Source organism: Erythrobacter ani, from assembly GCF_019204025.1.
GTDB lineage: Bacteria > Pseudomonadota > Alphaproteobacteria > Sphingomonadales > Sphingomonadaceae > Erythrobacter > Erythrobacter ani.
The window spans coordinates 55,393-78,955 of sequence record NZ_JAGSPB010000002.1 but is presented as its reverse complement, the minus strand read 5'-3'; the positions used below and the strand labels follow the sequence as shown (position 1 = coordinate 78,955).

27 protein-coding genes are annotated in these 23,563 nt (G+C 60.6%); 15 read left to right on the top strand and 12 right to left on the bottom strand.

Going from position 1 to position 23,563, the window contains the following annotated elements:
* Window positions 1-38: 38 nt before the first annotated feature.
* Window positions 39-698, bottom strand: a complete 660-nt coding sequence (locus KCG45_RS07330; protein WP_218316594.1) for a Tim44/TimA family putative adaptor protein — start codon at window positions 696-698, stop codon at window positions 39-41.
* Window positions 699-1,023: 325 nt separating this feature from the next.
* On the opposite strand from KCG45_RS07330, the gene secB reads away from it, so the two are divergent.
* From secB to KCG45_RS07305, 5 genes are all read left to right on the top strand, one after another.
* Window positions 1,024-1,557, top strand: coding sequence for a protein-export chaperone SecB (gene secB / locus KCG45_RS07325; protein WP_218316592.1), 534 nt, complete (start codon window positions 1,024-1,026; stop codon window positions 1,555-1,557).
* Window positions 1,558-1,582: 25 nt separating this feature from the next.
* Complete coding sequence (gene murJ / locus KCG45_RS07320; protein WP_218316589.1) at window positions 1,583-3,154, top strand: murein biosynthesis integral membrane protein MurJ; 1,572 nt, start codon at window positions 1,583-1,585, stop codon at window positions 3,152-3,154.
* 15 nt (window positions 3,155-3,169) lie between these two features.
* Window positions 3,170-4,189, top strand: a complete 1,020-nt coding sequence (gene trpS, locus KCG45_RS07315; RefSeq protein ID WP_218316588.1) for a tryptophan--tRNA ligase — start codon at window positions 3,170-3,172, stop codon at window positions 4,187-4,189.
* A gap of 169 nt (window positions 4,190-4,358) precedes the next feature.
* Window positions 4,359-5,027, top strand: a complete 669-nt coding sequence (locus KCG45_RS07310) for a DUF4136 domain-containing protein (RefSeq protein ID WP_218316587.1) — start codon at window positions 4,359-4,361, stop codon at window positions 5,025-5,027.
* A gap of 116 nt (window positions 5,028-5,143) precedes the next feature.
* The gene (locus tag KCG45_RS07305; RefSeq protein ID WP_218316585.1) at window positions 5,144-5,572 is read left to right on the top strand and encodes a hypothetical protein; all 429 of its coding nucleotides are present in this window, start codon (window positions 5,144-5,146) and stop codon (window positions 5,570-5,572) included.
* A 1-nt stretch (window position 5,573) separates the two neighbouring features.
* Here KCG45_RS07305 and dut read toward each other — a convergent pair whose 3' ends face one another.
* The 4 genes from dut to KCG45_RS07285 form a co-directional block, all read right to left on the bottom strand.
* A complete protein-coding gene (dut, locus tag KCG45_RS07300; RefSeq protein ID WP_218316584.1) occupies window positions 5,574-6,068 on the bottom strand; it encodes a dUTP diphosphatase in 495 nt (164 codons plus the stop codon).
* A complete protein-coding gene (locus KCG45_RS07295) occupies window positions 6,065-7,768 on the bottom strand; it encodes a bifunctional phosphopantothenoylcysteine decarboxylase/phosphopantothenate synthase (protein ID WP_218316583.1) in 1,704 nt (567 codons plus the stop codon). Before KCG45_RS07295 ends, dut begins: the two co-directional genes overlap by 4 nt.
* 220 nt (window positions 7,769-7,988) lie before the next feature.
* On the bottom strand, window positions 7,989-9,551 hold the full coding sequence (ubiB, locus tag KCG45_RS07290) for a 2-polyprenylphenol 6-hydroxylase (RefSeq protein ID WP_218316581.1): 1,563 nt from the start codon (window positions 9,549-9,551) through the stop codon (window positions 7,989-7,991).
* A gap of 46 nt (window positions 9,552-9,597) precedes the next feature.
* Window positions 9,598-10,353 carry a class I SAM-dependent methyltransferase gene (locus KCG45_RS07285; protein ID WP_218316579.1) on the bottom strand — a complete coding sequence of 252 codons (756 nt, stop codon included), beginning with the start codon at window positions 10,351-10,353 and terminating at the stop codon, window positions 9,598-9,600.
* A gap of 55 nt (window positions 10,354-10,408) precedes the next feature.
* On the opposite strand from KCG45_RS07285, the gene mutM reads away from it, so the two are divergent.
* The 5 genes from mutM to KCG45_RS07260 all read left to right on the top strand — a co-directional run bounded on the left by mutM (window position 10,409) and on the right by KCG45_RS07260 (window position 14,833).
* Window positions 10,409-11,224: a bifunctional DNA-formamidopyrimidine glycosylase/DNA-(apurinic or apyrimidinic site) lyase gene (mutM, locus tag KCG45_RS07280; protein WP_218316577.1), complete on the top strand. Its 816-nt coding sequence runs from the start codon at window positions 10,409-10,411 to the stop codon at window positions 11,222-11,224.
* Window positions 11,225-11,374: 150 nt separating this feature from the next.
* Window positions 11,375-11,635 carry a 30S ribosomal protein S20 gene (gene rpsT / locus KCG45_RS07275; protein WP_218316575.1) on the top strand — a complete coding sequence of 87 codons (261 nt, stop codon included), beginning with the start codon at window positions 11,375-11,377 and terminating at the stop codon, window positions 11,633-11,635.
* A gap of 502 nt (window positions 11,636-12,137) precedes the next feature.
* Entirely contained in the window at window positions 12,138-13,541 is a 1,404-nt protein-coding gene (gene dnaA, locus KCG45_RS07270; RefSeq protein WP_190788913.1) for a chromosomal replication initiator protein DnaA, read from the top strand.
* Between the two features lie 95 nt (window positions 13,542-13,636).
* Window positions 13,637-14,401, top strand: a complete 765-nt coding sequence (locus KCG45_RS07265; RefSeq protein WP_218316574.1) for a HesA/MoeB/ThiF family protein — start codon at window positions 13,637-13,639, stop codon at window positions 14,399-14,401.
* A gap of 129 nt (window positions 14,402-14,530) precedes the next feature.
* Window positions 14,531-14,833 (top strand): hypothetical protein, encoded by a 303-nt coding sequence (locus KCG45_RS07260; protein WP_218316573.1) that lies wholly within the window; start codon window positions 14,531-14,533, stop codon window positions 14,831-14,833.
* 12 nt (window positions 14,834-14,845) lie between these two features.
* Here KCG45_RS07260 and KCG45_RS07255 read toward each other — a convergent pair whose 3' ends face one another.
* Window positions 14,846-15,544 (bottom strand): NAD-dependent deacylase, encoded by a 699-nt coding sequence (locus KCG45_RS07255; RefSeq protein ID WP_218316572.1) that lies wholly within the window; start codon window positions 15,542-15,544, stop codon window positions 14,846-14,848.
* 36 nt (window positions 15,545-15,580) lie between these two features.
* Between KCG45_RS07255 and dapB the strand changes: the two genes are divergently transcribed.
* The 3 genes from dapB to KCG45_RS07240 all read left to right on the top strand — a co-directional run bounded on the left by dapB (window position 15,581) and on the right by KCG45_RS07240 (window position 17,450).
* The gene (dapB, locus tag KCG45_RS07250) at window positions 15,581-16,312 is read left to right on the top strand and encodes a 4-hydroxy-tetrahydrodipicolinate reductase (RefSeq protein ID WP_218316571.1); all 732 of its coding nucleotides are present in this window, start codon (window positions 15,581-15,583) and stop codon (window positions 16,310-16,312) included.
* Between the two features lie 14 nt (window positions 16,313-16,326).
* The gene (gene nth / locus KCG45_RS07245) at window positions 16,327-16,977 is read left to right on the top strand and encodes an endonuclease III (protein WP_218316570.1); all 651 of its coding nucleotides are present in this window, start codon (window positions 16,327-16,329) and stop codon (window positions 16,975-16,977) included.
* Between the two features lie 65 nt (window positions 16,978-17,042).
* A complete protein-coding gene (locus KCG45_RS07240; RefSeq protein ID WP_218316568.1) occupies window positions 17,043-17,450 on the top strand; it encodes a hypothetical protein in 408 nt (135 codons plus the stop codon).
* Window positions 17,451-17,502: 52 nt separating this feature from the next.
* Here KCG45_RS07240 and KCG45_RS07235 read toward each other — a convergent pair whose 3' ends face one another.
* Genes KCG45_RS07235 through dapE form a run of 3 tightly spaced genes read right to left on the bottom strand, consistent with a single transcriptional unit; the run spans window position 17,503 to window position 20,394 of the window.
* Window positions 17,503-18,009, bottom strand: coding sequence for a hypothetical protein (locus KCG45_RS07235; RefSeq protein WP_218316567.1), 507 nt, complete (start codon window positions 18,007-18,009; stop codon window positions 17,503-17,505).
* Window positions 18,006-19,244, bottom strand: coding sequence for a dicarboxylate/amino acid:cation symporter (locus KCG45_RS07230; protein ID WP_218316566.1), 1,239 nt, complete (start codon window positions 19,242-19,244; stop codon window positions 18,006-18,008). Before KCG45_RS07230 ends, KCG45_RS07235 begins: the two co-directional genes overlap by 4 nt.
* Before the next feature lies 1 nt (window position 19,245).
* Entirely contained in the window at window positions 19,246-20,394 is a 1,149-nt protein-coding gene (gene dapE / locus KCG45_RS07225) for a succinyl-diaminopimelate desuccinylase (RefSeq protein WP_218316564.1), read from the bottom strand.
* 30 nt (window positions 20,395-20,424) lie between these two features.
* Here dapE and KCG45_RS07220 point away from each other — a divergent pair, with 30 nt between their 5' ends.
* Window positions 20,425-20,892: a cupin domain-containing protein gene (locus KCG45_RS07220; protein WP_218316563.1), complete on the top strand. Its 468-nt coding sequence runs from the start codon at window positions 20,425-20,427 to the stop codon at window positions 20,890-20,892.
* Here KCG45_RS07220 and KCG45_RS07215 read toward each other — a convergent pair.
* Window positions 20,889-21,794 carry a S1/P1 nuclease gene (locus KCG45_RS07215; protein ID WP_218316562.1) on the bottom strand — a complete coding sequence of 302 codons (906 nt, stop codon included), beginning with the start codon at window positions 21,792-21,794 and terminating at the stop codon, window positions 20,889-20,891. The two genes, KCG45_RS07220 and KCG45_RS07215, sit on opposite strands and share 4 nt — an antisense overlap.
* Complete coding sequence (locus tag KCG45_RS07210) at window positions 21,755-22,423, bottom strand: glutathione S-transferase family protein (RefSeq protein ID WP_218316561.1); 669 nt, start codon at window positions 22,421-22,423, stop codon at window positions 21,755-21,757. The genes KCG45_RS07215 and KCG45_RS07210 overlap by 40 nt, the downstream gene beginning before the upstream one ends.
* 115 nt (window positions 22,424-22,538) lie before the next feature.
* On the opposite strand from KCG45_RS07210, the gene KCG45_RS07205 reads away from it, so the two are divergent.
* Window positions 22,539-22,955, top strand: coding sequence for a VOC family protein (locus KCG45_RS07205; protein WP_218316559.1), 417 nt, complete (start codon window positions 22,539-22,541; stop codon window positions 22,953-22,955).
* Here KCG45_RS07205 and KCG45_RS07200 read toward each other — a convergent pair.
* Entirely contained in the window at window positions 22,952-23,470 is a 519-nt protein-coding gene (locus KCG45_RS07200; protein WP_218316557.1) for a MarR family winged helix-turn-helix transcriptional regulator, read from the bottom strand. The two genes, KCG45_RS07205 and KCG45_RS07200, sit on opposite strands and share 4 nt — an antisense overlap.
* Between the last annotated feature and the right edge of the window lie 93 nt (window positions 23,471-23,563).

The following is a 23,563-nucleotide window of genomic DNA, read 5'->3' as shown; positions in this document are numbered from 1 at the left end:
TTTCCCTGTGATTTGAGGGGTCGATGCCCCGGCGATAATCAGCCTTCGTCGGTTTCGTCGAGGACCCAGTTCGGGTCGCGCGCGCCGACATTGCGTGAGAAGGTCCAGACATCGCGGCTCTCGATCGCATCGTCGAGCGAACCGGCCACAACATTGCCATCCTTGTCACGGGTCACGGCGGCAATATCGGCCACGAACAGCATCGCGATGCGCGCCATGCGGCCATCCATCGATGCGGAGTGAACACGCGTCTCTTCGACCCGGATCAGTTTATTGTCCAAGGTATGGCCAGCTTCTTCGCGCGCGTCGATTGCCGCGCTGAAACCGGCATACACGTCGTCATCACACAATTCGCGCAGCGTTTCCCGGTCGCCGGTCCAGAACGCCTCGAGGATCATTTCGTAAGCGCCCTTCGCGCCTTCGATGAAGCCCGTCAGATCGAAACCGCGATCCGCCTCGCCGATTTCGCGAATGCCGCGCTCGACCGCAGGCATGACCCCTTCCAGTTCGACAACGCGCTGCGGGGCGGTGGGTGCCGCGCCCTGCGCCTGCTGAGGTTTGGGCTGCGAATTATCGCCAGCGTCGAAACGCTGCGGGATCGCTTCTTCCTCATGCTCGGCCCGGCGGCCCAGCACGGAATACAGTCGAAGGCCCAGGAATGCGGCGATCATGGCGAGAATGACGATTTCTAAAATCACGATATTGGTCCGATTACCTTTGCAGCCGGTCAGCCCGACCTTGTCATCTTCAGGTTATACGATCAGGCATTAACCTCGCCTTTTCATCACCCCGGATCCCCCGAGATTCTCCCGAAGAAACGTTACGTGCCTTAAATAGGCATCAATTACAATTCGCCAACGGGCAATAGGTTGCACTTCCATCCGGTTTTGGCGAGTTTCGTCCGGTTGCTTGCACGTCCTGCGCCTGCTAGGCGCGCGCCGCAACAGATTTCACGGCGCGAGACCACAGGTCCTAACCCGAATTCCTGAATATCATTACCTATTTGCGAAAGACACAGACATCATGGCCGACGAAGGCGACATCCTCACCAACCTCGACAACCAGAACCCGGGCGCAAACGGTGCCGACACGCAGCCAACCGCTGCCATCATCACGCAATACGTAAAGGACCTTTCGGTCGAGAACCCGAATGCCCCTGCTGTTTATCAGTGGAAAGAGCAGCCGAAGATCGACGTCCAGTTCAACATCGGATCGGAAGCGCAGACCGATGAAGTCCATGAGGTCACGCTCAAGATCAACGTCTCGGCAAGCGCGGCTGAAGGCACAGCCTATCTGATCGAGCTTTCCTATTGCGGTCTCGTCGGCATTCGCAACGTCCCGGATGAGCAGGCGCACGCATTCCTGTTTGCCGAAGCGCCGCGCATCCTTTTCCCGTTCGCGCGCCGCATCGTTGCCGATGCAGTCCGCGATGCCGGTTTTGCGCCGCTGATGGTCGATCCGATCGACTTCAACGGTCTTTATGTTCAGCAGCTTCAGCAACGCCGCCAGCAAGAAGGCGCTGAGGGCGCGGCACCTCCCGTTGAAGGCAATACCTGATCGCATGAAAGCGCGGGCCTGACGCATGAGCCTGCTTAAGAACGTCGGAACGATTGGCGGGCTGACGGCGGTCAGCCGCGTCTTCGGCTTCGTACGTGATATCCTGATCGCCCGCGTGCTCGGCGCGACGGCGATGGGCGATGCGTGGCAGCTGGCGTTCATGCTGCCGAACATATTTCGCCGGCTGTTTGCAGAAGGAGCCTTCGCCAGCGCTTTCGTCCCGCTGTTCAACCGGCGGATGAAAGAGGACGGCGATATGGGCGAGGCAGAGAAATTCGCAACCTCGGTGCTCGCGGTGTTGCTGCCGATCCTGATCGTGTTCGGCGCCGCCGCCCTCATCGCGATGCCTTGGGTGATCGAATTTTTCGCGCCCGAGGGCCTCACAGACGAATCCGGCAACCTCGAGATCGCCGTCTTCATGGGGCGGGTGACGTTTCCTTACCTGCTGTTCATGAGCGTTGCGACGCTGGTTGCAGCGGTGCTCAATTCGCTTTCGCGCTTCGCCGCCGCAGCCGCGGCGCCGGTGCTGCTCAACATCTGCCTGATAGCAGCGCTAACGTACGGCCTCACGCTGGGCAGCGATCTCGAGGCTCGCCGCATGACTGCGCAGACAATGGCATGGGCGCTGTCGCTGTCGGGTCTGCTGCAGGTCGTGTGGCTCGGATATTTCATGCGCCGAGCAGGCTTTCGCCTGTCGCTGGTGTTTCCGCGGATGACGCCAGGCGTAAAAGAGCTCGGCATTCTGGTGGTCCCGGCCATTTTCGGTGCGGGCGTTTACCAGATAAGCCGCTTCGTCGACCTGTTTTTCCTCTCGACCCTACCGGTTGGCAGCTACACCTATTTGCAGATGGCCGATCGCTGGAACCAGCTTCCGCTCGGAATTATCGGCATCGCGCTCGGCACGGCGATCCTGCCCGCGCTCTCACGCTATCTCGGGCGTGAAGAAAGCGATGAGGCCGCCCGCCTGCAATCGAATGCGATCGAACTGGCGATGCTGCTCACTGTGCCGTGCGCTGTCGCGCTGTTCTTCACCGGCACCGCATTCGTGCGCGTGTTCATGGCCGGGCAGGCCTTCACCCAAGAGGATGCGTCCGTCACCGGGATGGTCGTGCAGGGACTGGTCGTGGGGCTTCCCGCCTACGTACTCGTGAAGGTGCTCACGCCGAATTTCTTCGCTCGCAAAGACACCCGCACTCCGGTTATCACTGCGGCGATCTCTCTGGTTGTGACGGTCGGCCTCAACATAGTGTTGGTTCCGATCTACGGCGTCACCGGACTTGCAATTTCCGGGGCTGTCGGGGCGTGGTGCAATATTCTGATGCTCGCCGGAATTCTGCACGCCAAGAATTTCTACCGGATCGAGGCGCGCCTGTTCGGGCGTGTGGCCCGCATTGCACTCGCCGCGGCGGCGATGGGAGCGGCGCTGTATTTCCTGATGCTCCAGATCGATCCATGGTTTATCGGCACGATCGGTGAAAAGGCGGCCGGGATCGCCGCGATCCTTGTTATCGGCGTGATCACGTACGGCGTTGGCACGGTGGTGCTCGGCGTCCTCGACAAGGCCACGTTTCGGCGCCTAATGCGCCGGCAAGGTTAGATAGAAAGCATTTCCATGAGAGTCGTCTCCGGCATCCAGCCCACGGGCAAGCCGCATCTTGGCAATTATCTCGGCGCGATCGTCAATTTTGTGAAGCTTCAGGAAGAGGCGCATGCCTCGGGCGGTGAATGCTTCATCTTCCTTGCCGATCTCCATGCGATCTCGCAGCCGCATGATCCGGTAGAACTCACTCAGAACACCCGCGAAATGGTCGCCACACTTGTCGCCTGCGGGGTGGATCCGGCGAAAACCGTCCTGTTCAACCAGGCACAGGTTCCGGCTCACGCAGAGCTGCAATGGCTGCTCAACGGGACGGCTCGAATGGGCTGGCTCAACCGCATGACCCAGTGGAAGGACAAGGCGGGCAAGAACCGCGAAGGCCAGTCGATTGCCCTGTTCACCTACCCCGTGCTGCAGGCTGCAGACGTGCTGCTCTACCAGGCTACGCATGTGCCGGTAGGCGAAGACCAGAAACAGCACCTGGAGCTTGCCCGCGACATCGCGCAGAAATTCAACACTGATTTCTGTGCAGAGGACGCGCCGCTGTTCACCCTGCCCGATCCCTATATCCCGCCCGCCGCTGCCCGCATCATGAGCCTGCGCGATGGCACGGCGAAGATGAGCAAGTCCGATCCGTCCGAGATGAGCCGTATCAGCCTCACCGACGATGCCGATACGATCATCAAGAAGGTCAAGAAGGCGAAGACCGATCCTGAGCCTCTGCCAAGCGAGGCGAAGGGGCTGGAGGGCCGCGCAGAGGCGCAAAACCTCGTCGGTATCTTCAGCGCATTGACCGGCAAAACCGTCGACCAAGTGCTCGCCGATCACGGTGGGCATGGGTTCGGCGCGTTCAAGCCTGCTTTGGGCGAGGTGCTCGTGGAAACGCTGGCGCCTGTCAATGCCCGCTTCGTGGAACTGAAGGACGACCGGGAAACGCTCGACGCGATCCTCGCTCGCGGCGCTGCGCAGGCGCGGGAACACGGCCTGCCGACGCTCGACAAGGCGTACAAGGCATTGGGCCTCTTGCGCGGCTAATCGCCTTCTGGATGCGTTCAAACGCGGTTCAGACCAATGCTTTACAGTCGGGGCGCTCAGTGACAGATTGACGTTTGAGGTCGGATCCTGCCGTGCGGGATCATGCGAGGGGACTGCATGACTTCACTGGTGGACACTTTTGCTGCGTGATCAATCAATAGGGTACGTTATGACACAACCTCTCAAGACCACCGCTGCGCGGCTCGCGTTGCCACTGCTGCTTGCAGCGGGGCTTTCTGCCTGCGCACCTTCGTTCAAGGCCGACGTTTCGCGCTTTGCGACCACGCTTCCCGCGCCTCAGGGTCAGACTTTCGCCGTCGTGGCGGAGGATCCGCAGCTCGCAGGAGGTCTGGAATTCGGGCTTTACGCAGATCTGGTCGCGGAAGAGATGGCACGCCTCGGCTATAGCGAAGCTGCATCGCCGTCCGACGCGAACCTTCTGGTTCGTTTCGATTACGGGGTCGATAACGGGCGAGAACGCATTCGCTCGACCGGTATTGGTGCGGCAGGATTTTACGACCCGTTCTTCGGCCCGTGGGGCCGGGGCTATGGCTTCCGCCGCGGCTTCGCTTTCGGGTTCCATGACCCGTTCCTCGCCGGACCGCAGGTCCGCAGCTACACGGTCTATGTCAGCGATATCGATCTGAAGATCGATTCGACGGAAACGGGAGAGCGCTTGTTCGAGGGTCAGGCGCAGGCCGCCTCCAGGTCGAACCGATTGCAGAGCCTTGTGCCGAACCTGGTAGAAGCCTTGTTCACTGATTTCCCTGGCAATTCGGGTGAAACCCTGCGGATCACTATCAAGGAAGACGAAAAGACCGTGCGCCAGGTCGATTAATCGGCTAGGTTGCAATTGTTACAACCCTTGGACGGGAACGAAAGGGCGGCGCAAGGGATCAGCGTCGCCCTTTTTGATTCCGGGATTATTCAGCCAGCACGGTCAACAATCCTGTAATGCGCCGCTACATCTGCCTCAGCAGCATTCTCTTCGCCGTATTTCCTGCAGCTGCTTCTGCCTGCGCGGTCTTTATCGAACCCGCGGCACGGATCGAGCAGGGGCTCGCGAGCGGTACCATTCAGGCGGTCGCGGCGGTCCAAATCATCGATGCGCGGCATATTCGAGAACCGGAAGGCGACACCCACCCCTGGATCGCCACCGCCAAGATCACGGAAATCTTGCAGGGCTCGGGCCTGCCGGAATCGATCCAGTTCGAGCGCGGCTGGGGATCAGCGGCATGCGAGTGGAACCTGCCATCGCTACCCGAAAAGGGCGATCGATGGGTGTTGTATTTCTGGAAAGACAGGCTTGGGCGTTTCCGGCCATGGCTCGAACTGACTGCCGCGGAAGCGCGCGCGTTCGATCCCGGCTTCCTCACGCGATGATCTAAAGCCTGGCGTGCCCGCCAGTCGATCCGAAGCCGCCTGCCCCGCGCTCCGTCGCGCCGAGTTCCTCGACTTCATTCCAGCTCGCCTGAGTAACGGGTGCGAGGACCAGCTGCGCGACGCGGTCGCCGCGCGCTATCACGAATGGGTCGGTGCCATGATTGATCAGCAGCACTTTCAATTCGCCGCGATAATCGCTGTCGATCGTACCGGGCGTATTCGGAACGGTGATGCCGTGCTTGAACGCCAGACCGGAGCGGGGGCGGACCTGAATTTCGTAGCCGGGCGGGATAGCCACAGCGAGCCCGGTGGCAACCGCATGCCGCATTCCAGGATCCAGAGTAACATCCTCTGCGGAAACAATATCCATGCCTGCGGCGCCGTCAGTCGCATAGGCCGGCAGATCGAGGCCTTCGCCATGCGGCAGGCGTTTGACTTCTACCGGGATGGACACGCTTGTCTGGTCGCCTTCGGCACCGACGTGGCGCACGCTCATTCCGCCGCCTCGGCCTTAAACGAAGCGGCGATGCGCTCGACCAAGGCCATCGCGACGGCGCTTTTCGGCATTTCGTCAAGGCTTTCCACCCCATTGGCGCTGACGATGTGGACGCGGTTGTCGTCGCCGCCCATGACGTCTCCCGAAACATCGTTCGCGACGATCCAGTCGGCAGCCTTGCGTTTACGTTTCGCCTTGGCGTTGGCCAGCACATCGTCGGTTTCAGCAGCAAAGCCGACGACCAGCTCGGGCCGGTTCTTGCCGCTCGCAACATTGGTGAGGATGTCCGGGTTCTCGGTCAGCATCAGTGCTGGCGGCGCTGATCCGCGCTTTTTGATCTTGGCTCCGATATATTCTTTCGGCCGCCAATCGGCGACGGCTGCAACCATCACCGCTGCATCGGCAGGCAGAGCCTGCTTGACCGCCTTGTTCATGTCTTCCGCGCTTTCGACGTCAATCCGGTCGACGCCCGCAGGAGTCTTCAGCGAGACTGGTCCTGCGACCAGTGTCACCTTCGCCCCGAGCGCCGCTGCGGCTGCGGCGATGGCAAAGCCCTGTTTCCCGCTGGAACGGTTGGCGAGGTAACGCACCGGATCGAGCGCTTCCCATGTCGGACCAGCAGTGACAAGCACATGCCGTCCATCAAGCGGCCTGTAACCTGCATCGATATCGAAACCTTGACCGCCAAGCGCATCGTCTTCGACAATTTCGATCTCGCCGGTTGCGGCAGGCGCAGCGCCTTCGATCCGCTCAGGTGCGGCTTTACGGTCGTCGACTTCGTGATTGATTGCGCTGAGATCGATCGGCGGGGCAGCGCCGGCCGCGCCTTTCTTGGCCAGCAATGGCCCGCCGAGATCGGGGTTGAATTCCGGGGCTTCCTCCTCGGTGAGATCGGCGAGCTCTTCTTCGCTCAGCTCTTCCTCGCCGAATTCGCCATCGATCTGCTCATCGAGTTCGGCATATTCTGCCTCCAGATCTTCATGCGAGCGCTTAGCGGTGGAGCGCGGGATGATCCGCGCAAGCAGGCCGCCGAGACCGCTCAGAGCGCCCTCGTCCTCTTCCGGTTCAAGCGCCTCGACTTCGAATTCTTCGTCGCCGGCTTCGTCCTGCTGGTCGTTGGCCGGAATTGGTGCAGGCTGTTCGTCTTCGACTTCGATGCCGAAATGGGCCGCAATCTCGCGCCAGATCGCGCCCGGTTCGGGCAAACGGCCATACCCGAATTCGCCGCATGCCATCTGGCCTTCGTCGGGATGCAGGACGTTCACACCCGCCTGCCCGAGCAGATCGAGATTGCGCTGCGTTGCTTCGTGCTCCCACATCCGCACATTCATTGCGGGCACAGCCATCACGGGCTTGTCCGTCGCCAAGATCAGCGTGGTCGCAAGATCATCGGCGATCCCGGCGGCCATTTTGGCCATCAGATCAGCGGTTGCCGGGCACACAACCACAAGGTCTGCCTCCCGGCTCAGCTGGATATGGCCCATCTCCGCCTCGTTCTTGAGGTCGAAGAGGTTAGTATAGACCTGGTTTTCGCTGAGCGCGGCGAGCGACATGGGCGTGACAAATTGCTGTCCGCCCTTGGTCACAACGCAAGTGACGTCGCCGCCGCCCTTGCGGATAAGCCGCACGAGCTCGCACGATTTGTAGGCTGCGATCCCGCCGCCCACGACCAGCAGCACTTTCGGTGAGGCCTTGCTCACTTCACAGCTCCGCGAATGCTCAAGTCGAAAAGGCCGTCCCAGCCGATCATGCGCGTGTACGTCTCCATTTTGCCGGAATGGTGCCGGCCAATTACGCGCAGCAGCCTAGCCGGGCATCCTTGTCCAGCCAAGAGCATACGCAAACTCGCACAATGCCATGGTACACAATGGTTAAAATTTGCCTGAACCATAGCGGTTTTCACGCTCAGCCGGTGCACGCTTAGCCCAGCCATCCCATGCTTACCGCGCCCCACATCGCGCCAGCGCCCGCGATCAGCGCGAGGAGATAGCCGAAGCGGGAGCCGCCGGTCCGCTCCTTGCGATCGGTAAGCAGCCTGATTTCCGGGAGTGGCGGAGGTTCGGGCGCGCCGCCTTTGGGCGGGAATTGTTCTTCGAGCCGGCGAATCAGGCCAGGCAAGCGAAACAGCGTTTCGGTGTCTTCCTTGATCCGATCCGCAACCGCCGCTTCAGGACCCAGCTCGTCGCGGATCCAGCTGCGTACATAGGGCGCGGCGGTGTCCCACATATTGATGTCGGGGTTGAGCTGGGTCGCGATGCCTTCGACCATCACCATGGTTTTCTGCAGCAGCAGCAGATGCGGCTGCGTCTGCATGTCGAAATCGCGGGTGATCGCGAATAACCCGTCGAGCATCTGGCCGACGCTCAATTCCTTGACCGGTTTACCGCGCATCGGCTCACCTACCGCACGCAGCGCAGTCGCGAATTCGCCAACAGAATGATAGCTGGGCACATACTGCGCTTCGAAATGGATCTCGGCGACGCGTTTGTAATTGCCGGTGGTGAGCCCGTAGAGGATTTCCGCAAGCCATTGCCGCGCACGCCGATCGATCCGGCCCATGATCCCGAAATCGATCGCCACGATGGTGCCATCGTCTTCCACGAACAGATTGCCCTGGTGCATGTCGGCGTGGAAGAACCCGGCGCTTATCGCCTGTGTCAGAAAGCTTATGACGAGTTTCTCTGCAATCGCATTGAGATCATGGCCGCGCGCGATCAGTTCATCGCGATTGGAGATCTTGACCCCGTCCACCCATTCGACCGTCAGCACCCGGCCATTGGTGCGGTCCCAGTCGATCGCCGGGATACGGTAACCACCGATACCCGCCATGGCTTCGGTCAGCTCGGACGCGGAGGCTGCCTCTCGCCGCAGATCCAGTTCCGAATTGGTCCAGCGTTTGAAATTGGCGATGGTCAAACGCGGCCGGAGGCGCGCCGCTTCGCTGCCCATTTCCTCGACATGCGCAGCCGCCCATTCGTAGGTCTGGATATCGCGCGCAAATTTCTCACGAATGCCCGGACGCAGCACCTTGATCGCGACGCTGCCTCCCTCGGTGGTCGTGCCCTTATGGACCTGAGCGATCGATGCTGCACCCACCGGAACGGGATCGACCTCCGCAAATAACGTTTCGAGCGGTTGGTCGAAGCTTGCCTCGATCGAGGCCTTGATCTCTGCAAATGGGACGGGCGGCAGGCTGTCTTGCAGACTGAGCAGGTTCTCGGCAGCCTCTTCGCCGACCAGATCGGGCCGGGTTGCGAGCGATTGGCCCAGCTTGATCGCCGCCGGGCCGATCGCGCGAAACGCCTCGCCATAATCGCGAGTGCCGTTCTTGCTCGTGAATGTCGTCCAGCGCGCCAGTTTCACCAGGCGTTTGAGCTGCGTCGGGGCGTTCGGATCGTCCTCGATACCCACCAGCGCGCGGCGGCGCGCCAGTGTGACGCCCCAACGGGCCAGGCGAGAGAGATGAGTGGCGGGAGAGGTCATGGATGTAGTGCGGTTGAAGCCGGGAACGGTTCCAGTCTTCCGCCCCTCAAATTTTCCAGCCAGAATGGATCGCGACCGCCCCGCCCAGAATCGGCTCGACACGTGTGTTCGCAAAACCTGCCGCGCGGATCATGCTTTCGAATTCCGGCATAGACGGAAATTTGCGGATCGACTCGACCAGATAGCGGTACGAATCGGCATCGCCTGCAATCGCCTGCCCCATCCGCGGCAGCAACTTGTCCGAATAGACATCGTAGATTTCCTTGAACCCGGACCATTCGGTGGTCGAAAATTCCATGCAGTAAAAACGCCCTCCGGGCCGAAGCACCCGGTGCGCTTCGGCCAGCGCCTTGTCCTTGAAGGTCACATTGCGAATGCCGAACACGATTGTGTACGCATCGAAACTGTTCGATGCGAAGCTGATGTCTTCGGCGTTTTGGCACGTGAAGACGAGGCTTCCTGTTTCTTCACTTTCCGCGCGGTCCATCGCGCGCTCTGCGCCAACATCCAGCATGTCCTGATTGATATCGGCGACGGTAATATCAGCCCCGCGATCCGCCATGCGAAACGCGATGTCTCCCGTTCCGCCCGCCATGTCCAGGATCTGCTCACCGGGCTGCGGCTTCACGCGTTTGACGAAGCGGTCCTTCCAGCCGCGATGCATCCCGATCGACATGGCATCGTTCATGATATCGTATTTGCGTGCGACGCTGCTGAACACCTCGCCGACACGCCGGGTCTTTTCCTGCGGAGTGACGTCTTCGTAACCGAAGGAGACTGTTTCTTCTGATGTTTCGCTCATGCGATGTGCCCTAGATGGAATTGCCGGTTCGGCAAAGGGTGTTAGAGGGAAAGAGATGCCCGAACTACCCGAAGTCGAAACCACGGTGCGCGGCCTGGCGCGTTTTCTGGATGGCGAGCGAATAACCCGCGTCCAATTGAACAGGCCCGACCTGCGTCGACCCTTCCCGCCCGAACTCGTACAAGTGATGACCGGGGCGCGGGTCACACAGCTTTCGCGCCGGGCAAAGTACGGGCTGCTCCATCTCGACCGCGGATCGGCGATGATCTTCCACCTCGGCATGAGCGGGCGCTGGAGGATCGACCCGGAAGAGCCCGACACGCACGATCATCTTGTACTGGAAACCGAAGGACACCGGTTCGCCTTGTGCGATCCGCGCCGCTTCGGGTCGGTCGATCTCGTCGCGGCCCATGCTCTCGACGCGTGGCCGCAATTCGCTGCGCTCGGGCCTGAGCCACTGGGCCCCGGATTGACGCCAGAGCATTTGCAGAGCGCGCTGAAAGAAAAGGTCCAGAGCATCAAGCTGTGCCTGCTCGACCAGCGGATCGTGGCCGGGCTTGGCAATATTTATGTGTGCGAAGCGCTTTGGCGGGCGGGTATCCATCCGCGCAAGGCCGGAGGCAAGGTGACGAAGCCTCAACTCGCCCGGCTTGTACCGGCCATAAGGGATGTGCTGGAAACCTCGATCAGGGATGGCGGATCATCGCTGAGAGATTACGCGCAGCCCGATGGGGAGCTGGGCTATTTCGCAACGCGTTTCGATGCGTATGGCCGGACGGACCAGCCATGCCGGCGCGCCGATGGAGGTATGATCCGCCGCATAGCCCAAGGCGGGCGCAGCACGTGGTACTGCGCGAAGTGCCAGAGATAAGCGAATCCTTGACCTTCGCACCCCTTCGCCTTATGTCGCGCGCTTTCCGGCAGTTGGGGCGAATCCTCTGCGCCGATTTTTCGAGCATTACCGATTTAGACATTCGGTCGCCCCGTGGCGGCCTTCACAGAACGCGAGACAGACAAGAATATGGCCAATTCGCCGCAAGCCCGTAAGCGCATCCGCCGCAATGCAAGCCGGACGGAAGTCAACACCGCCCGCATGAGCCGCATTCGTGGTTTCGTGAAGAAGGTTGAAGCTGCCTGTGAGGCAGGCGACAAGAAAGCGGCCGCCGAAGCGCTCAAGGCTGCTCAGCCAGAAATGGCCCGCGGTGTCGCTCGCGGCGTGATGCACAAGAACACGGTCGCGCGGAAGATGTCGCGCCTTTCAAAGCGCGTCGCTGCGCTCTGATTCGCTTTTCGCGGATGGCGATTCGCCGTTTGCGATACGCAAAATTACGTTAGGTAAGGTCTTGGGGCCGCGCTGAATTGGCGCGGCCCTTTTCGTTTATGACGAATGTGACAGAAGTCGCCCGGGCTAAGCCACGGAATCCCCGCGATTCGCATTGTGGAAAACACGATTCTCCAGCGAAATCAGTAACTTCAACGCAGCTCTGCGGGATAGCACTGAGTCAACCGGAATATTTCAGTTTTTTTAAAATTCAGCGCTTGCACTGAGGGCCGATGCGCTCTTTATTCATCACTCACCCGGGTCGGGACAGCTCGGGTTTTAACAATCTGGTCGATAGGGGGGATCCTGAAAACTGCGGTTTTCGGGGACGGGTGAGCTTTACCTATCGCGTGGTGAAAATGCACTCCGGATGCGGCTCCGGAGACGGGAAAGTATTGGGGAAGCGAAAGTGCATAATACCGATAAGGCGCGGGCCACGCGTCGGAAAGCAGACGATGATTTGATGGAAGATGCCGAAGCCGTAAACCTCGCTGCAGATTGGGCCGATATCAGCCAGGGTCTTCGTAAGGATCTGGGTCACCAATTGCACAGCCAGTGGATCAAGCCGATCCAAGTCGGCGTCATCGACAAGGAAACCGGAGTTCTCGATCTTTTCCTTCCGACCGAATTCTCGGCAAATTGGGTCAAGGATCGCTTCCACGACCGCCTCCAGCTGGCATGGAAGATTGCGCGCAGCGAAGTGCGCACCATCAACATTCAGGTTCATCCTGGCCGTCGACAATTGCCCGAACTCAGGCTCGACAACAGCCGCCGTCCTGCGAATGACGGTGCCAGCGCGATTGCCGTAGCCGCAGGCACGATCGGCGATGCCGGGTTCACAAGCTCGGTCGGTCTCGATCCATCCTTGACCTTTGCCGCGTTCGTGACCGGGGAGGCCAATGTGCTCGCCTGCAATGCAGCGCAGCGCATGGCCGCGACCGAACAGCCGCAGTTCTCGCCGCTCTATCTCAAGGCCGCTACCGGTCAGGGAAAAACGCACCTGCTCCACGCGATCGGTCACGCCTTCCTTCAGGCGCATCCGCGTGCACGCATTTTCTACTGCAGCGCAGAGCGGTTCATGGTCGAGTTCGTCCAGGCGCTCAAAGCCAACCAGATGATGGAATTCAAGGCGCGCCTGCGCAGCTTCGATCTGCTGCTCGTGGATGATATCCAGTTCATCATCGGCAAAGCGAGCGCTCAGGAAGAATTGCTCTACACGATCGACGCGCTGCTGGCCGAAGGCAAGCGGCTGGTCTTCGCCGCCGACCGCGCACCGCAGGCCCTGGACGGGGTGGAACCGCGCCTGCTTTCGCGGCTTTCGATGGGCCTGGTCGCCGATATCCAGGCCGCCGATATCGAGCTGCGCAAGAAGATCCTTGAATCCAAGCTGTCGCGATTCGCGCCGCTTTCAGTGCCGGATGACGTGCTCGATTTCCTTGCCCGCACGATCACTCGCAACGTGCGGGAGCTGTGCGGCGGGCTGAACAAGCTGATCGCCTATGCACAGCTGACAGGGCAGGAAGTCTCGCTCAATCTTGCCGAGGAACAGCTCACCGATATCCTGTCGGCCAATCGCCGCCGGATCACGATCGACGAGATCCAGCGCACGGTCTGCCAGTTCTACCGGATCGACCGCAGCGAAATGTCGTCGAAGCGCCGCGCACGCGCGGTCGTGCGTCCGCGGCAGGTTGCGATGTACCTTTCGAAAGTGCTGACACCGCGCTCTTATCCAGAGATCGGGCGCAAATTCGGCGGACGCGACCATTCGACGGTTATCCACGCCGTCCGGCTGATCGAAGACCTGCGCCAGCGCGACGCCGATATGGACGGCGATGTACGCAGCCTTCTGCGCCAGCTTGAAAGCTAAGCTCCACAGGGCACCCACAACTTGCGAACCGTTTGTCGACAGGGCCATCAACAGCCCTGTCGACAGGCTGTGCACAGGCTGTAAACAGCTTCTCCATGAGCTTATCACCAGCCAGACTGGACCGGTTCGCCCGCCATATTGTCCTGCCTGAAATCGGCGGAGCGGGTCAGGTCGCGCTCGCGAGCAAGCATGTCGCGGTGATCGGCCTCGGCGGCATCGGTTCGCCTGCGTTGCAATATCTTGCAGCGAGCGGCATCGGGCGCTTCACGCTGGTCGATGACGACGTTGTCGAAGGCAGCAATCTTCAACGCCAGACGATCTTTACGAACCGCGACGTCGGCCATGGCAAGGCCACGAGCGCGCGTCGCTGGCTCGCCAATTTCGATGATGCACTCGACGCGTCGATATCGGATTCACGCATCTCGTCTGAAAACGCAGGTGAGCTGATCGCGGGCGCAGATCTCGTGCTCGACGGCACGGACAATTTCGCGACCCGGCTCGCCGTTTCGGATGCCTGCGTCGCTGAACGCACCCCGCTTCTTTCGGCCGCCGTTGGCCGTTTCCAGGGGCAGGTCGGTGCATTCGCCGGGCATCTGGCTGACGAGCCGTGCTACCGCTGTTTTGTCGGCGATGCGTTCGATGCCGAGGACTGCGACACCTGCGCCGAAGACGGCATGCTCGGCGCGATGGCCGGTTGGGCGGGAAGTTTTGCCGCTTTGCAGGCGGTGCGCGCTTTGCTGAACGGTGTGAGCGCCCTTGGCGATCCGCAATATGGCAAACTGCACATTCTGGATGGGCTCAAACCTGGGCTCAGGACGCTCAATCTGTCCAAGGATCCAGCCTGCAAGGGGTGCGGGTAGCAGCGCGGGATTCGCAGCAATGAGTCAGCTCGGCGCATCCGTGGCTCAGGTTGTCCAGCCGCAGCGCTTGCGGCGGAACCAAGCGCGAAGGGTGCGCATTATTCCTTTGAAACAAAAGGAGATTACATCATGGCACTACCCGTCGCCGCATTATCACTCGTAACCCTCGGAGCCGCTGCAGCCTTTGGTGGCAGCCAGTATCTCAAGGCGAAGAAAGCCAAGAAAACCGGCGAATCCGGACCGTTCGCAGACAGCGAAACCGATCCGGTGGGGGTCAAAATGAAATCGCCGTACAAAGACGACGCGGAGCTTCCCGGCACGCGCCAAGAGCGCAAGAACCCGCGGAAAGCGATCAAATCGCCTGCCAAGGCACCTCGCAAGTCGAAGACAGCAGCAGCTTTCGATACTCCAACAGTGTCCGAAAACGCCTGAACGAGGCCATCGCTAACTTAACAATTCCTCGGTCCAGTCGGGTACAAGCCGCCCGGCTGGGCCGTGCCGCGCCTCATGGAAAAGGTGCGTTCCCTCGCTCGGTTCCAGATTGACTTCCAGCGTGTGCGCACCCGACTGGCGAGCTTCCTGGACGAAACCTGCGGCCGGGTAGACCGCGCCGCTCGTACCAATGCTGACGAAGAGATCGCACCTGCCAAGCGCCGTGTAGATGCGTTCCATTTGATACGGCATTTCTCCAAACCACACGACGTCGGGCCGCAGGCTCGGAGCCTGGCATATGGGACATGGAGGGCGCTCGATCATGCGCCCTTCCCACCGGCTGCGCATTCCGCACGCTCCGCACAGGGCGCTTTTTAACTCACCATGCATATGCAGCACCCGGTCCGATCCGCCTCGTTCGTGCAGATCGTCGACATTCTGCGTTACCAACAGCAGCTCGCCGGCGAACTCCCGCTCCAGCCGCGCAATCGCAACATGAGCGGCATTCGGTTCGACCTTTGACAGCGCCTCGCGCCGCATGTCGTAGAAACTCAGCACGAGATCAGGATCGCGCGCGAACCCCTCCGGCGTCGCGACATCCTCGACCTTGTGCTGTTCCCACAGCCCTCCCGCCGAACGAAAGGTGTCAATGCCGCTTTCAGCGGAAATTCCGGCCCCGGTAAGGATGACGATGCGTGCGATCTCTGCCATGATCGCATAAGAAGCACGGCAATCGGTTAGGGATCAATGGCACAGTTTGGCATTATCGGACACAAGGGTCGCATGGGCCGCGCAATTATCGATGCTATCGAGGAAGCGGGTCACGAATTTTGCGTCGGCGTCGATCTCGGCGGTGATCCCGCGCCGCTGCTTGGCCAGTGCGATGTGGTGGTCGACTTTTCCTCACCAGAAGCGCTGGAACAGAACCTCCGATCGGCGAAGCTGGCGGGAATACCAATCCTGATCGGGACAACCGGGTTGGAGGAAAAGCACTTCGTGCTGCTGTCGGCGGCGTCCGAAACCATCCCCGTCTTGCAAACGGGGAACACGTCATTGGGCGTAACTCTGCTTGCCCATCTGGTGCGGGAAGCTTCGGCCAAGCTGGGTGCCGAGTGGGATATCGAGATCCTGGAAATGCATCACCGCATGAAGGTCGATGCGCCGTCGGGCACGGCAAAGCTGCTTGGCGAAGCGGCCGCAGATGCGCGCGGGATCGATCTGCCCGACAACATGGAAAGCGGGCGCCATGGGCAGACCGGCGAACGGCGTGAAGGGGCGATCGGCTTCGCCACCCTACGCGGCGGAACCGTTGCGGGCGAGCATTCGGTCATCTTTGCGGGCAAGGAGGAACGCCTTACCCTTTCGCACACTGCCGAGGATCGCAGCATCTTTGCGCGCGGCGCCGTGCGCGGTGCCGAATGGCTGATCGGCAAAGCTCCGGGCCGCTATTCCATGAACGACGTACTCGGTTTGGGCTGACCGGCAGAGCAGCCATGACCAAGGACCAGATTTTCGAATTCTTCCGCCGTCTCGCGGAGGACAATCCCGAACCCGAGACCGAACTGGAATACGGCAACGCCTATCAACTCGTCGTTGCGGTCGCTTTGTCTGCGCAGGCAACCGATGTCGGTGTCAACAAAGCGACACGGCCGCTGTTTGCCAAGGTGGCGACTCCGCAGCAGATGGTCGATCTGGGGCTTGAGGGACTGATCGAGCATATCAAGACAATCGGTCTGTTTAACTCGAAGGCGAAAAACGTCATCGCGCTCTCTCACCTCCTGATCGACGAGTATGGCGGCGAGGTGCCGGACACTCGCGAAGACCTCGTGCGGCTGCCAGGAGTGGGCCGCAAGACGGCCAATGTCGTGCTCAACTGCTGGTTCAAGCAGGAGACTTTTGCAGTCGATACGCACATCCTGCGCGTCGGCAATCGCACCGGCCTCGCCAAAGGCAAGACACCGGAGCAGGTCGAGGCGAAGCTGGAAAAGCGCGTGCCGCAGCCCTTCCGTCTCCACGCGCATCACTGGCTGATCCTGCACGGCCGTTATATCTGCAAGGCGCGCACTCCGGAATGCTGGCGCTGTCCGGTTGTCGACCTGTGCAGCTTCCGCAAGAAGGTGCTGGAGAAGCCGAAGGGGCGCTAGGCTGGTCTAAGGCGGTGTTCAGCTTGCGAGGCGCTTACTGCGAGGGCAGCGAGAGGAGACGTGTCATGTTCCGATATCCATTCGTAATCGCCGGCGCAGCGGCAATCGCGGCCTGCGCTCCCGTCGAACAGGGCCAACGCGCCGACCCCGCGCTCGCCGGACCACCTGTTAAAGTGTTGGGCGAGGCGGAAAACTGTATCCAGCGCTCGCAGATCAGGAACACGCGGGTGCGCAGCGATCAGGTGATCGATTTCGAAATGCGCGGCGGACGCGTCTTCAGAAGCGTGCTCCCGAGAAGTTGCCCGCGGCTCGGTTTCGAAGAGGCGTTCACATATACGACCTCGATCAACCAGATCTGTAATACCGAGATCATCTACGTACTCGAACAGATCGGCGGCGGCGCACCCCGGCGCGGAGCGGGATGCGGGCTCGGCGAGTTCGTGCCGGTCGAATACGTCGAAGAGGATAGCTAGAGCAGTTCCAACTCTATAGAATTGCTCGACTCTGGGGATCCGCGCGGGGTCGTCAGTCGATCCGTCCGCGACTGTGTTCGAAGTTAAGTTGATCCAAAAATCGCCCTGCAAAAAACAGGGAATGCCAGTGCAGGCGACCGCTCTGAGGCCAGCTCTTATACTCTTCCTGCAGTTTGGGATCGTTACCCAACGACAGGCTAAGGGAATTGGTCAAGCCGCTAATCCTGGTGTCGTCGGCATTTTCTATGTCTACATGGTGAGCGAACTGGTTCCTGATCTTTATGAAGATTTTTAGTTCTTTACGGAATTCTGCTGTGATCAGCCCAATCGCCTCGGCGAGATCATATCGCGAGCTCGCCGAGCTAAGGGGACGATTCTCCCCAAAAAGCCTCTCGACCAGTTCTTCGTCCATTGCGGGAAGACGCGCTTTGATAAGAGGCAAGCTATATTTTTCACAGAATGCTGCGCATGTAATCACGACAACTCGATCATCGCCCGGCCCTGACGCATACTTCTGAAGCAAGTCGTACTCGACAACGAAGGCGGGCACTTCGCTCAAACATCGTCCGCCGAGATCATCTCGGCCCGGTCGATCTCGTTCGTCAGCGCCGCCACCGTCGTCGCCACCGCTGCGTCGCCTGATACGTTGGTCGTGGTGCGCATCATGTCCATGATGCGATCGACACCGGCGACGAACGCAATCGTCTCGAGCGGAACGCCGACCGCACCGAATACCAGCGCCATCATGATCAGCCCCGCGCCCGGAATGCCCGCTGCGCCAACGGCTCCCAGTGTGCCGAGGATCGAAATCAGCAGGTAATCGCCCCAGCTCAGGTCGACTCCGAAAATCTGCGCACCGAACAAGGTCGCAAGGCCGAGATACATCGCGGTGCCGTTCATGTTGATCGTCGCGCCGAGCGAGATGACGAAGCTGGCGACCGAATTGCTGATACCGAGATTTCGCTCTGCGCAGCGCAATGTCACGGGCAGCGTCGCGTTGGAGCTTGCCGTCGAATAACTCACAGCCATCGCGTCGACGATGCCGCGGAAGAAATCGATGACCGGGAGACGCGCGATGAACTTGATCATCGAGCCGTAAATCAGACCGATAATGAGGAAACAGCCGAGGTAATTGAGGAAAACGAGCGTACCGAGCGCCTGGAGCGCGTCGAAGCCCAGAGTGCCGGCGACCCATGCCATCAGCGCGAAAACGCCGAAAGGCGTCAGCTCCATCACTATCATCGTGACTTTCTGCATGACGACGCTGCCGCTCTCAAAAATCTTGAGCACAGGCTCGCCGTCTTCCTTGGCCATAAGGATGCCGATCCCGATGAGAAGCGAGAACACGATCAGCGGCAGGACGTTCACGTCCGCCATGACCTGGACCGGGCTTTGCGGGATCATGCCGAGGATCATGTCATTGAACGTCGTTTCGTTAGGCTCGGGCACAGCGCCCATCTGAATGGCGCTGGTGTCCACCCCGGCTCCGGGCGCGACGAACGTGCCGAGCGCAAGGCCGAGCCACACCGCCAGCTGACCGCTCACGACAAACAGCAGTAAAGCACGCCAACCCACGCTGCCGAGTTTCCGCAGGTCGCCGATGCTGGCGACCCCTGCGACCAGGCTGAAAAAGATCAGGGGCACGACCAACATCTTGATGAACGCGATGAAGACGTCGCCGATAATCTTGATACTGGTTGCGTCCGGCCCCCACAGGCGGCCCACGATCACACCGAGGATGAGCGCGCCGATCACCCGCTGCCACAGCGGAATGTTGAACCAGGTTTTCAGCACGTCAGATCCCTTCTTCGAGCGCCAGCGCCCCCAGCGCGGCTCTTGTATAAACCCTGGCTAGCGCATCGAGGTCGGGGATGGCCACCGCCTCGTCGAGCTTATGCATCGTCGCGTTGCACAGCCCGAATTCGATCACCGGGCACACTGCGCGCAGAAACCGCGCATCCGACGTGCCGCCGCTGGTGGACGCCTCAGGCACAATGCCCGTCTCGGCTTCGACCGCCTTTGCCAGCAAGTCGGAGAACGCGCCCGGTTTGGTCAGGAATGGCTCGCCTGAAATCACCGGTCGGGCCGTGCCGCCATGCTTTCCCGCGATCTCGGCGACCTTGCGCGACAGCGAAGCACCCGAATGCCTGTCGTTGAAACGAATCGATATGCGCGCTTTCGCCTTGGCCGGGATCACGTTGTGCGCGCGGTTGGGCACATCGACTTCGGTAATTTCGAGATTGCTCGGCTGAAACCAGTCGGTTCCCTCGTCCAGATGCAAATTGTTCAGGTCGGACAGCATGGCAACCATCGCAGGCAGCGGATTATCGGCCAGGTGCGGATAGGCGACATGACCCTGTGTGCCATCAACCTCGAGCCAGATGTTCACCGAGCCGCGGCGGCCGATCTTCATCATGTCGCCCAACCGGTCGACGCTGGTCGGTTCGCCGACAAGGCACAGATCGGGCTGGATGCCCTCGTCCCGCATGTAATCGATGAGGGCGCGCGTGCCATGCAGGGCAGGGCCTTCTTCATCGCCAGTGATGATGAAACTGATCGTGCCTGCGTCAGCCGGGACGTCCGCAACCGCGGCCACCATGGCAGCGATCGCGCCTTTCATGTCCACCGCGCCGCGACCGTAAAGCAGCTCGCCGCGTTCTTCCGGTTCGAACGGCGCGCTGGTCCAGCCTTCGCCCGGAGGAACGACGTCAAGATGTCCGGCAAATGCAAAATGCCTCGATCCTTCAGGACCTCGGCGTATTGCGAAGAGGTTTTCGACCGGGGCTTCATCGCTGCCTTCCGGCCCCTCGCCGCGCGTGAAGCGATGAACCGCAAAACCGAGCGGTGAGAGCATCGCTTCCAATTCGTCAAACGCCGCGCCTGTGGCCGGGGTCACGCTCGGGGCCGCCATCAGGCGTTTGGCAATCGCTAGAACTTCAGACATTGGTGCAGGGCCTAGCAGGAGAAACTCGTGATGCCCAAGCTCGATCTCGATGCAATCGCGCAAACGAACGCGACCGGTTACCCTGCCCCTTACGACCAGGACGTCGCCGGGAGGCATTACCGCAGGCTGGCGCCCGCCGCCGGGCTCACGATGATGGGAGCGAGCCACGTCGTCCTAAGGCCGGGCGCGTTCTCATCACAGCGGCATTGGCATCGCGGTCAGGACGAATTGGTCGTGATGCTCTCAGGCGAAGCCGTGCTGATCGAAGATGATGGCGAAACCCCGGTCGGTCCAGGAGACTTACTGGCGTGGGCTGCAGGGGTGGAGAATGGTCATCGCCTGCACAATCGCAGCGAGAACGACTGCGTGTACGTCGCCATCAGTGCAGGCGACCGTTCGGCTGACGGCGGAGAATATCCCGACATCGACATGGTTTTCAACGCGGATGGCTATTTTCGCAGGGACGGCACACCCTATGACACGGAACGACTGCCCTAATTGCGCTCAGGTTCGGGAAGTGGACCGGGCGCAAACGCGCTCTCCAGCAATTCGGCAATCCGGATGCCGGCCTGCTGAACACGGCGCCGAGCGATCGGTACGCCGCGCACAATGTCTTCCTGGCTAAGAGCGGTTTTTTCGGGAAGGTCCGCCGAGCAGACATCTTCGGTGTCGAAGGCTGTCGGATAGACAAAGCTGCGACTGATCGACCAGCTCTCCCTGCCCCAATCCGCAGCATCGCCCCCGCCCAGATCGGCGCGCTCAGCCGGCGAATATCGGCGTACGATCGGGCGCTCCCCGCTCGTGATGGCACGCTCAGCCAGAGGGCCATCCCAGATCCAATGCAGGTTGAGTCCGGGCACAATGCCGTAATCGGTTTCGCGATCGTTGCCGCCGCGATCGTTCCTGTCGCCCGAATGGAGCGGCATGTGCACATCGCCGGCGAAATGCACCATGAATGCAAGCGCCTCCAGCCGGATATGATCAGGCAGGGTCTCATCGGCCAGGATGCGATGGCTGCGCTCTACCTGTGCCGTCACGCAATTGCCCCCGGGACAATTGGAGCCAGCATCATAGGCCTCGCAAATGGGCGCGGTGCGGTAATGCCAGGCTGCGGTATATCCCCAGCGCCAGCGAGTGCGCCGCACGCAATCGGGCCAAACGCTAGCGTCTTCAATCGTACCAAGTTCGCATTCGGGTGTCCCGAGCAATGCCTGCGCGCGCATGAGCTGGCGAATTTTCGCGCGGGTCTCCGCAGAGACATTGGCTTCGGCAATTTCGGCGGTCTTGCGGTGGGCAAAGAAGCCCCAGGCATGAGCAGGTGCGGGAAAACCTAGGATGAGCGCGCATACGCTCGCGAGAACTACTGCGCTCCAACGCTTTCGTATTGCTCGATGACCCATTGTTCGTCCTCTGCCGCAGAGATCCATTCCTGTGTCCAGGCGTGCTCCCAGATCGCTTCCATATAGCTTTGTGCAAAGCCGGGTACACCAATCCCGTAGGTGATGAACCGGGAAACGACCGGCGCGAAGAAGATATCCGCCGCACCATACGTCCCGAACAGAAACGGGCCTGCGCTGCCATGGCGCGCACGCGCTTCTGCCCAAAGCTGGAGGATGCGCACGATATCCGCCCTGGTCTGGTCGGAAACCGTTTTCAGCTCCACCCGGCGGCGCACATTCATCGGCATTTCGGTTCGCAGCGATGCATAGGACGAGTGCATCTCCGCCACCATCGCGCGGGCCATGCCGCGCGGCGCGTCATCCTTTGGCCAGAACCGGTCGCGGCCTACCTTGTCGCCAAGATATTCCAGAATGGCGAGACTGTCCCAGATCACGGTTTCGTCATCCCATAGGATCGGGACCTTGCCGTGCGACGGGGCCATATCGCCCATTTGCTGCTTCGTTTTCTCCCAGTGCTCGCCTAGAATCGGCACCGTGATTTCCTCGAAATGCAGGCCCGATTGCTTAGCCGCCAGCCATCCGCGCATCGACCAGCTCGAATAATTCTTGTTGCCGATAATGAGCTTCATGTGCGTGCTCCCGCGTTGCTGGTAGGTCCTCGTTTGCCTGCCGTAGATATTCAGTCTTTCGCTGTCGAGGCTGAACAAGTTACTGTTGCAGGCAATATCACATGGAGAAACCGCAATGAACCTTCCGCCATTTCACCTTGCCTTTCCCGTCGACGATTTGGTTCAGGCGCGGACGTTTTACGGCGAATTACTGGGATGCGCAGAGGGGCGCAGCAGCGATGAGTGGATCGATTTCGATTTCCACGGGCACCAGATCGTCGCCCATCTGTCGAGAAACGCGGGCGATCGCACGAGCAATCCGGTCGACGGCCACGACGTGCCCGTCCCGCATTTCGGACTGGTGATGACGATGGATGATTGGCAGACTCTCGCCGACAAGCTGACAGCCGCCGACACAGAATTCGTGATCGAGCCGACAGTGCGTTTCGAAGGCAAGCCCGGCGAGCAGGCGACGATGTTCCTGCGCGACCCGTCAGGCAACGCGCTGGAGTTCAAGGCGTTCGCGGATATAGGGCAGCTGTTTGCGACTTAGGCTGAGGCGACGTCTGCTCGAAAATCAGCCGGGATCGGACAATTCGTGCAGACCCGGTCGTCGCAGAGTCGGCAGAGATAGCAGCGCTGTTCATCGGACGGGTCGAGCGACGACAACATTTTGCGGAGCAATCCCGTAAGTTGTTCGCATTCTGCTGTTGAGAGAGGTTCGATGACCTGTGCGATTGCGGCAAGCCGACCTTTCAAGAAAGCTTCGCGGGCCTGTTCACCCTGCGGAGTAAGGTGGAGGCTGATCGATCGTCGGTCCTTCAAATCGGGCCGTCTCTCGACGAGGTTATCGCGCACGAGCCGATCGACAAGACGCACCGTGCCCGGGTGAGAAAGTCCAAGAATGCGCCTCAGGCGGTCGTTCGATGGGCCGAAGCCATACCCTATCACCACGAGCGCCGCAGGCGTTTCACCGGCGTGCCTCACGACATCGCGCGCCGTCTGTTCAATCGCATCGGCGACCATGACGCCGACAACGCCTAGCAGGTTTGCAGTCCGTTCAATCATGAATGCGCAATATGTGTGCGGCGCACGTTTTTCAACTTGACGTTATGTGCGCAGCGCACATAATTGCTGGAGATGATCGAATCGACGATCTTT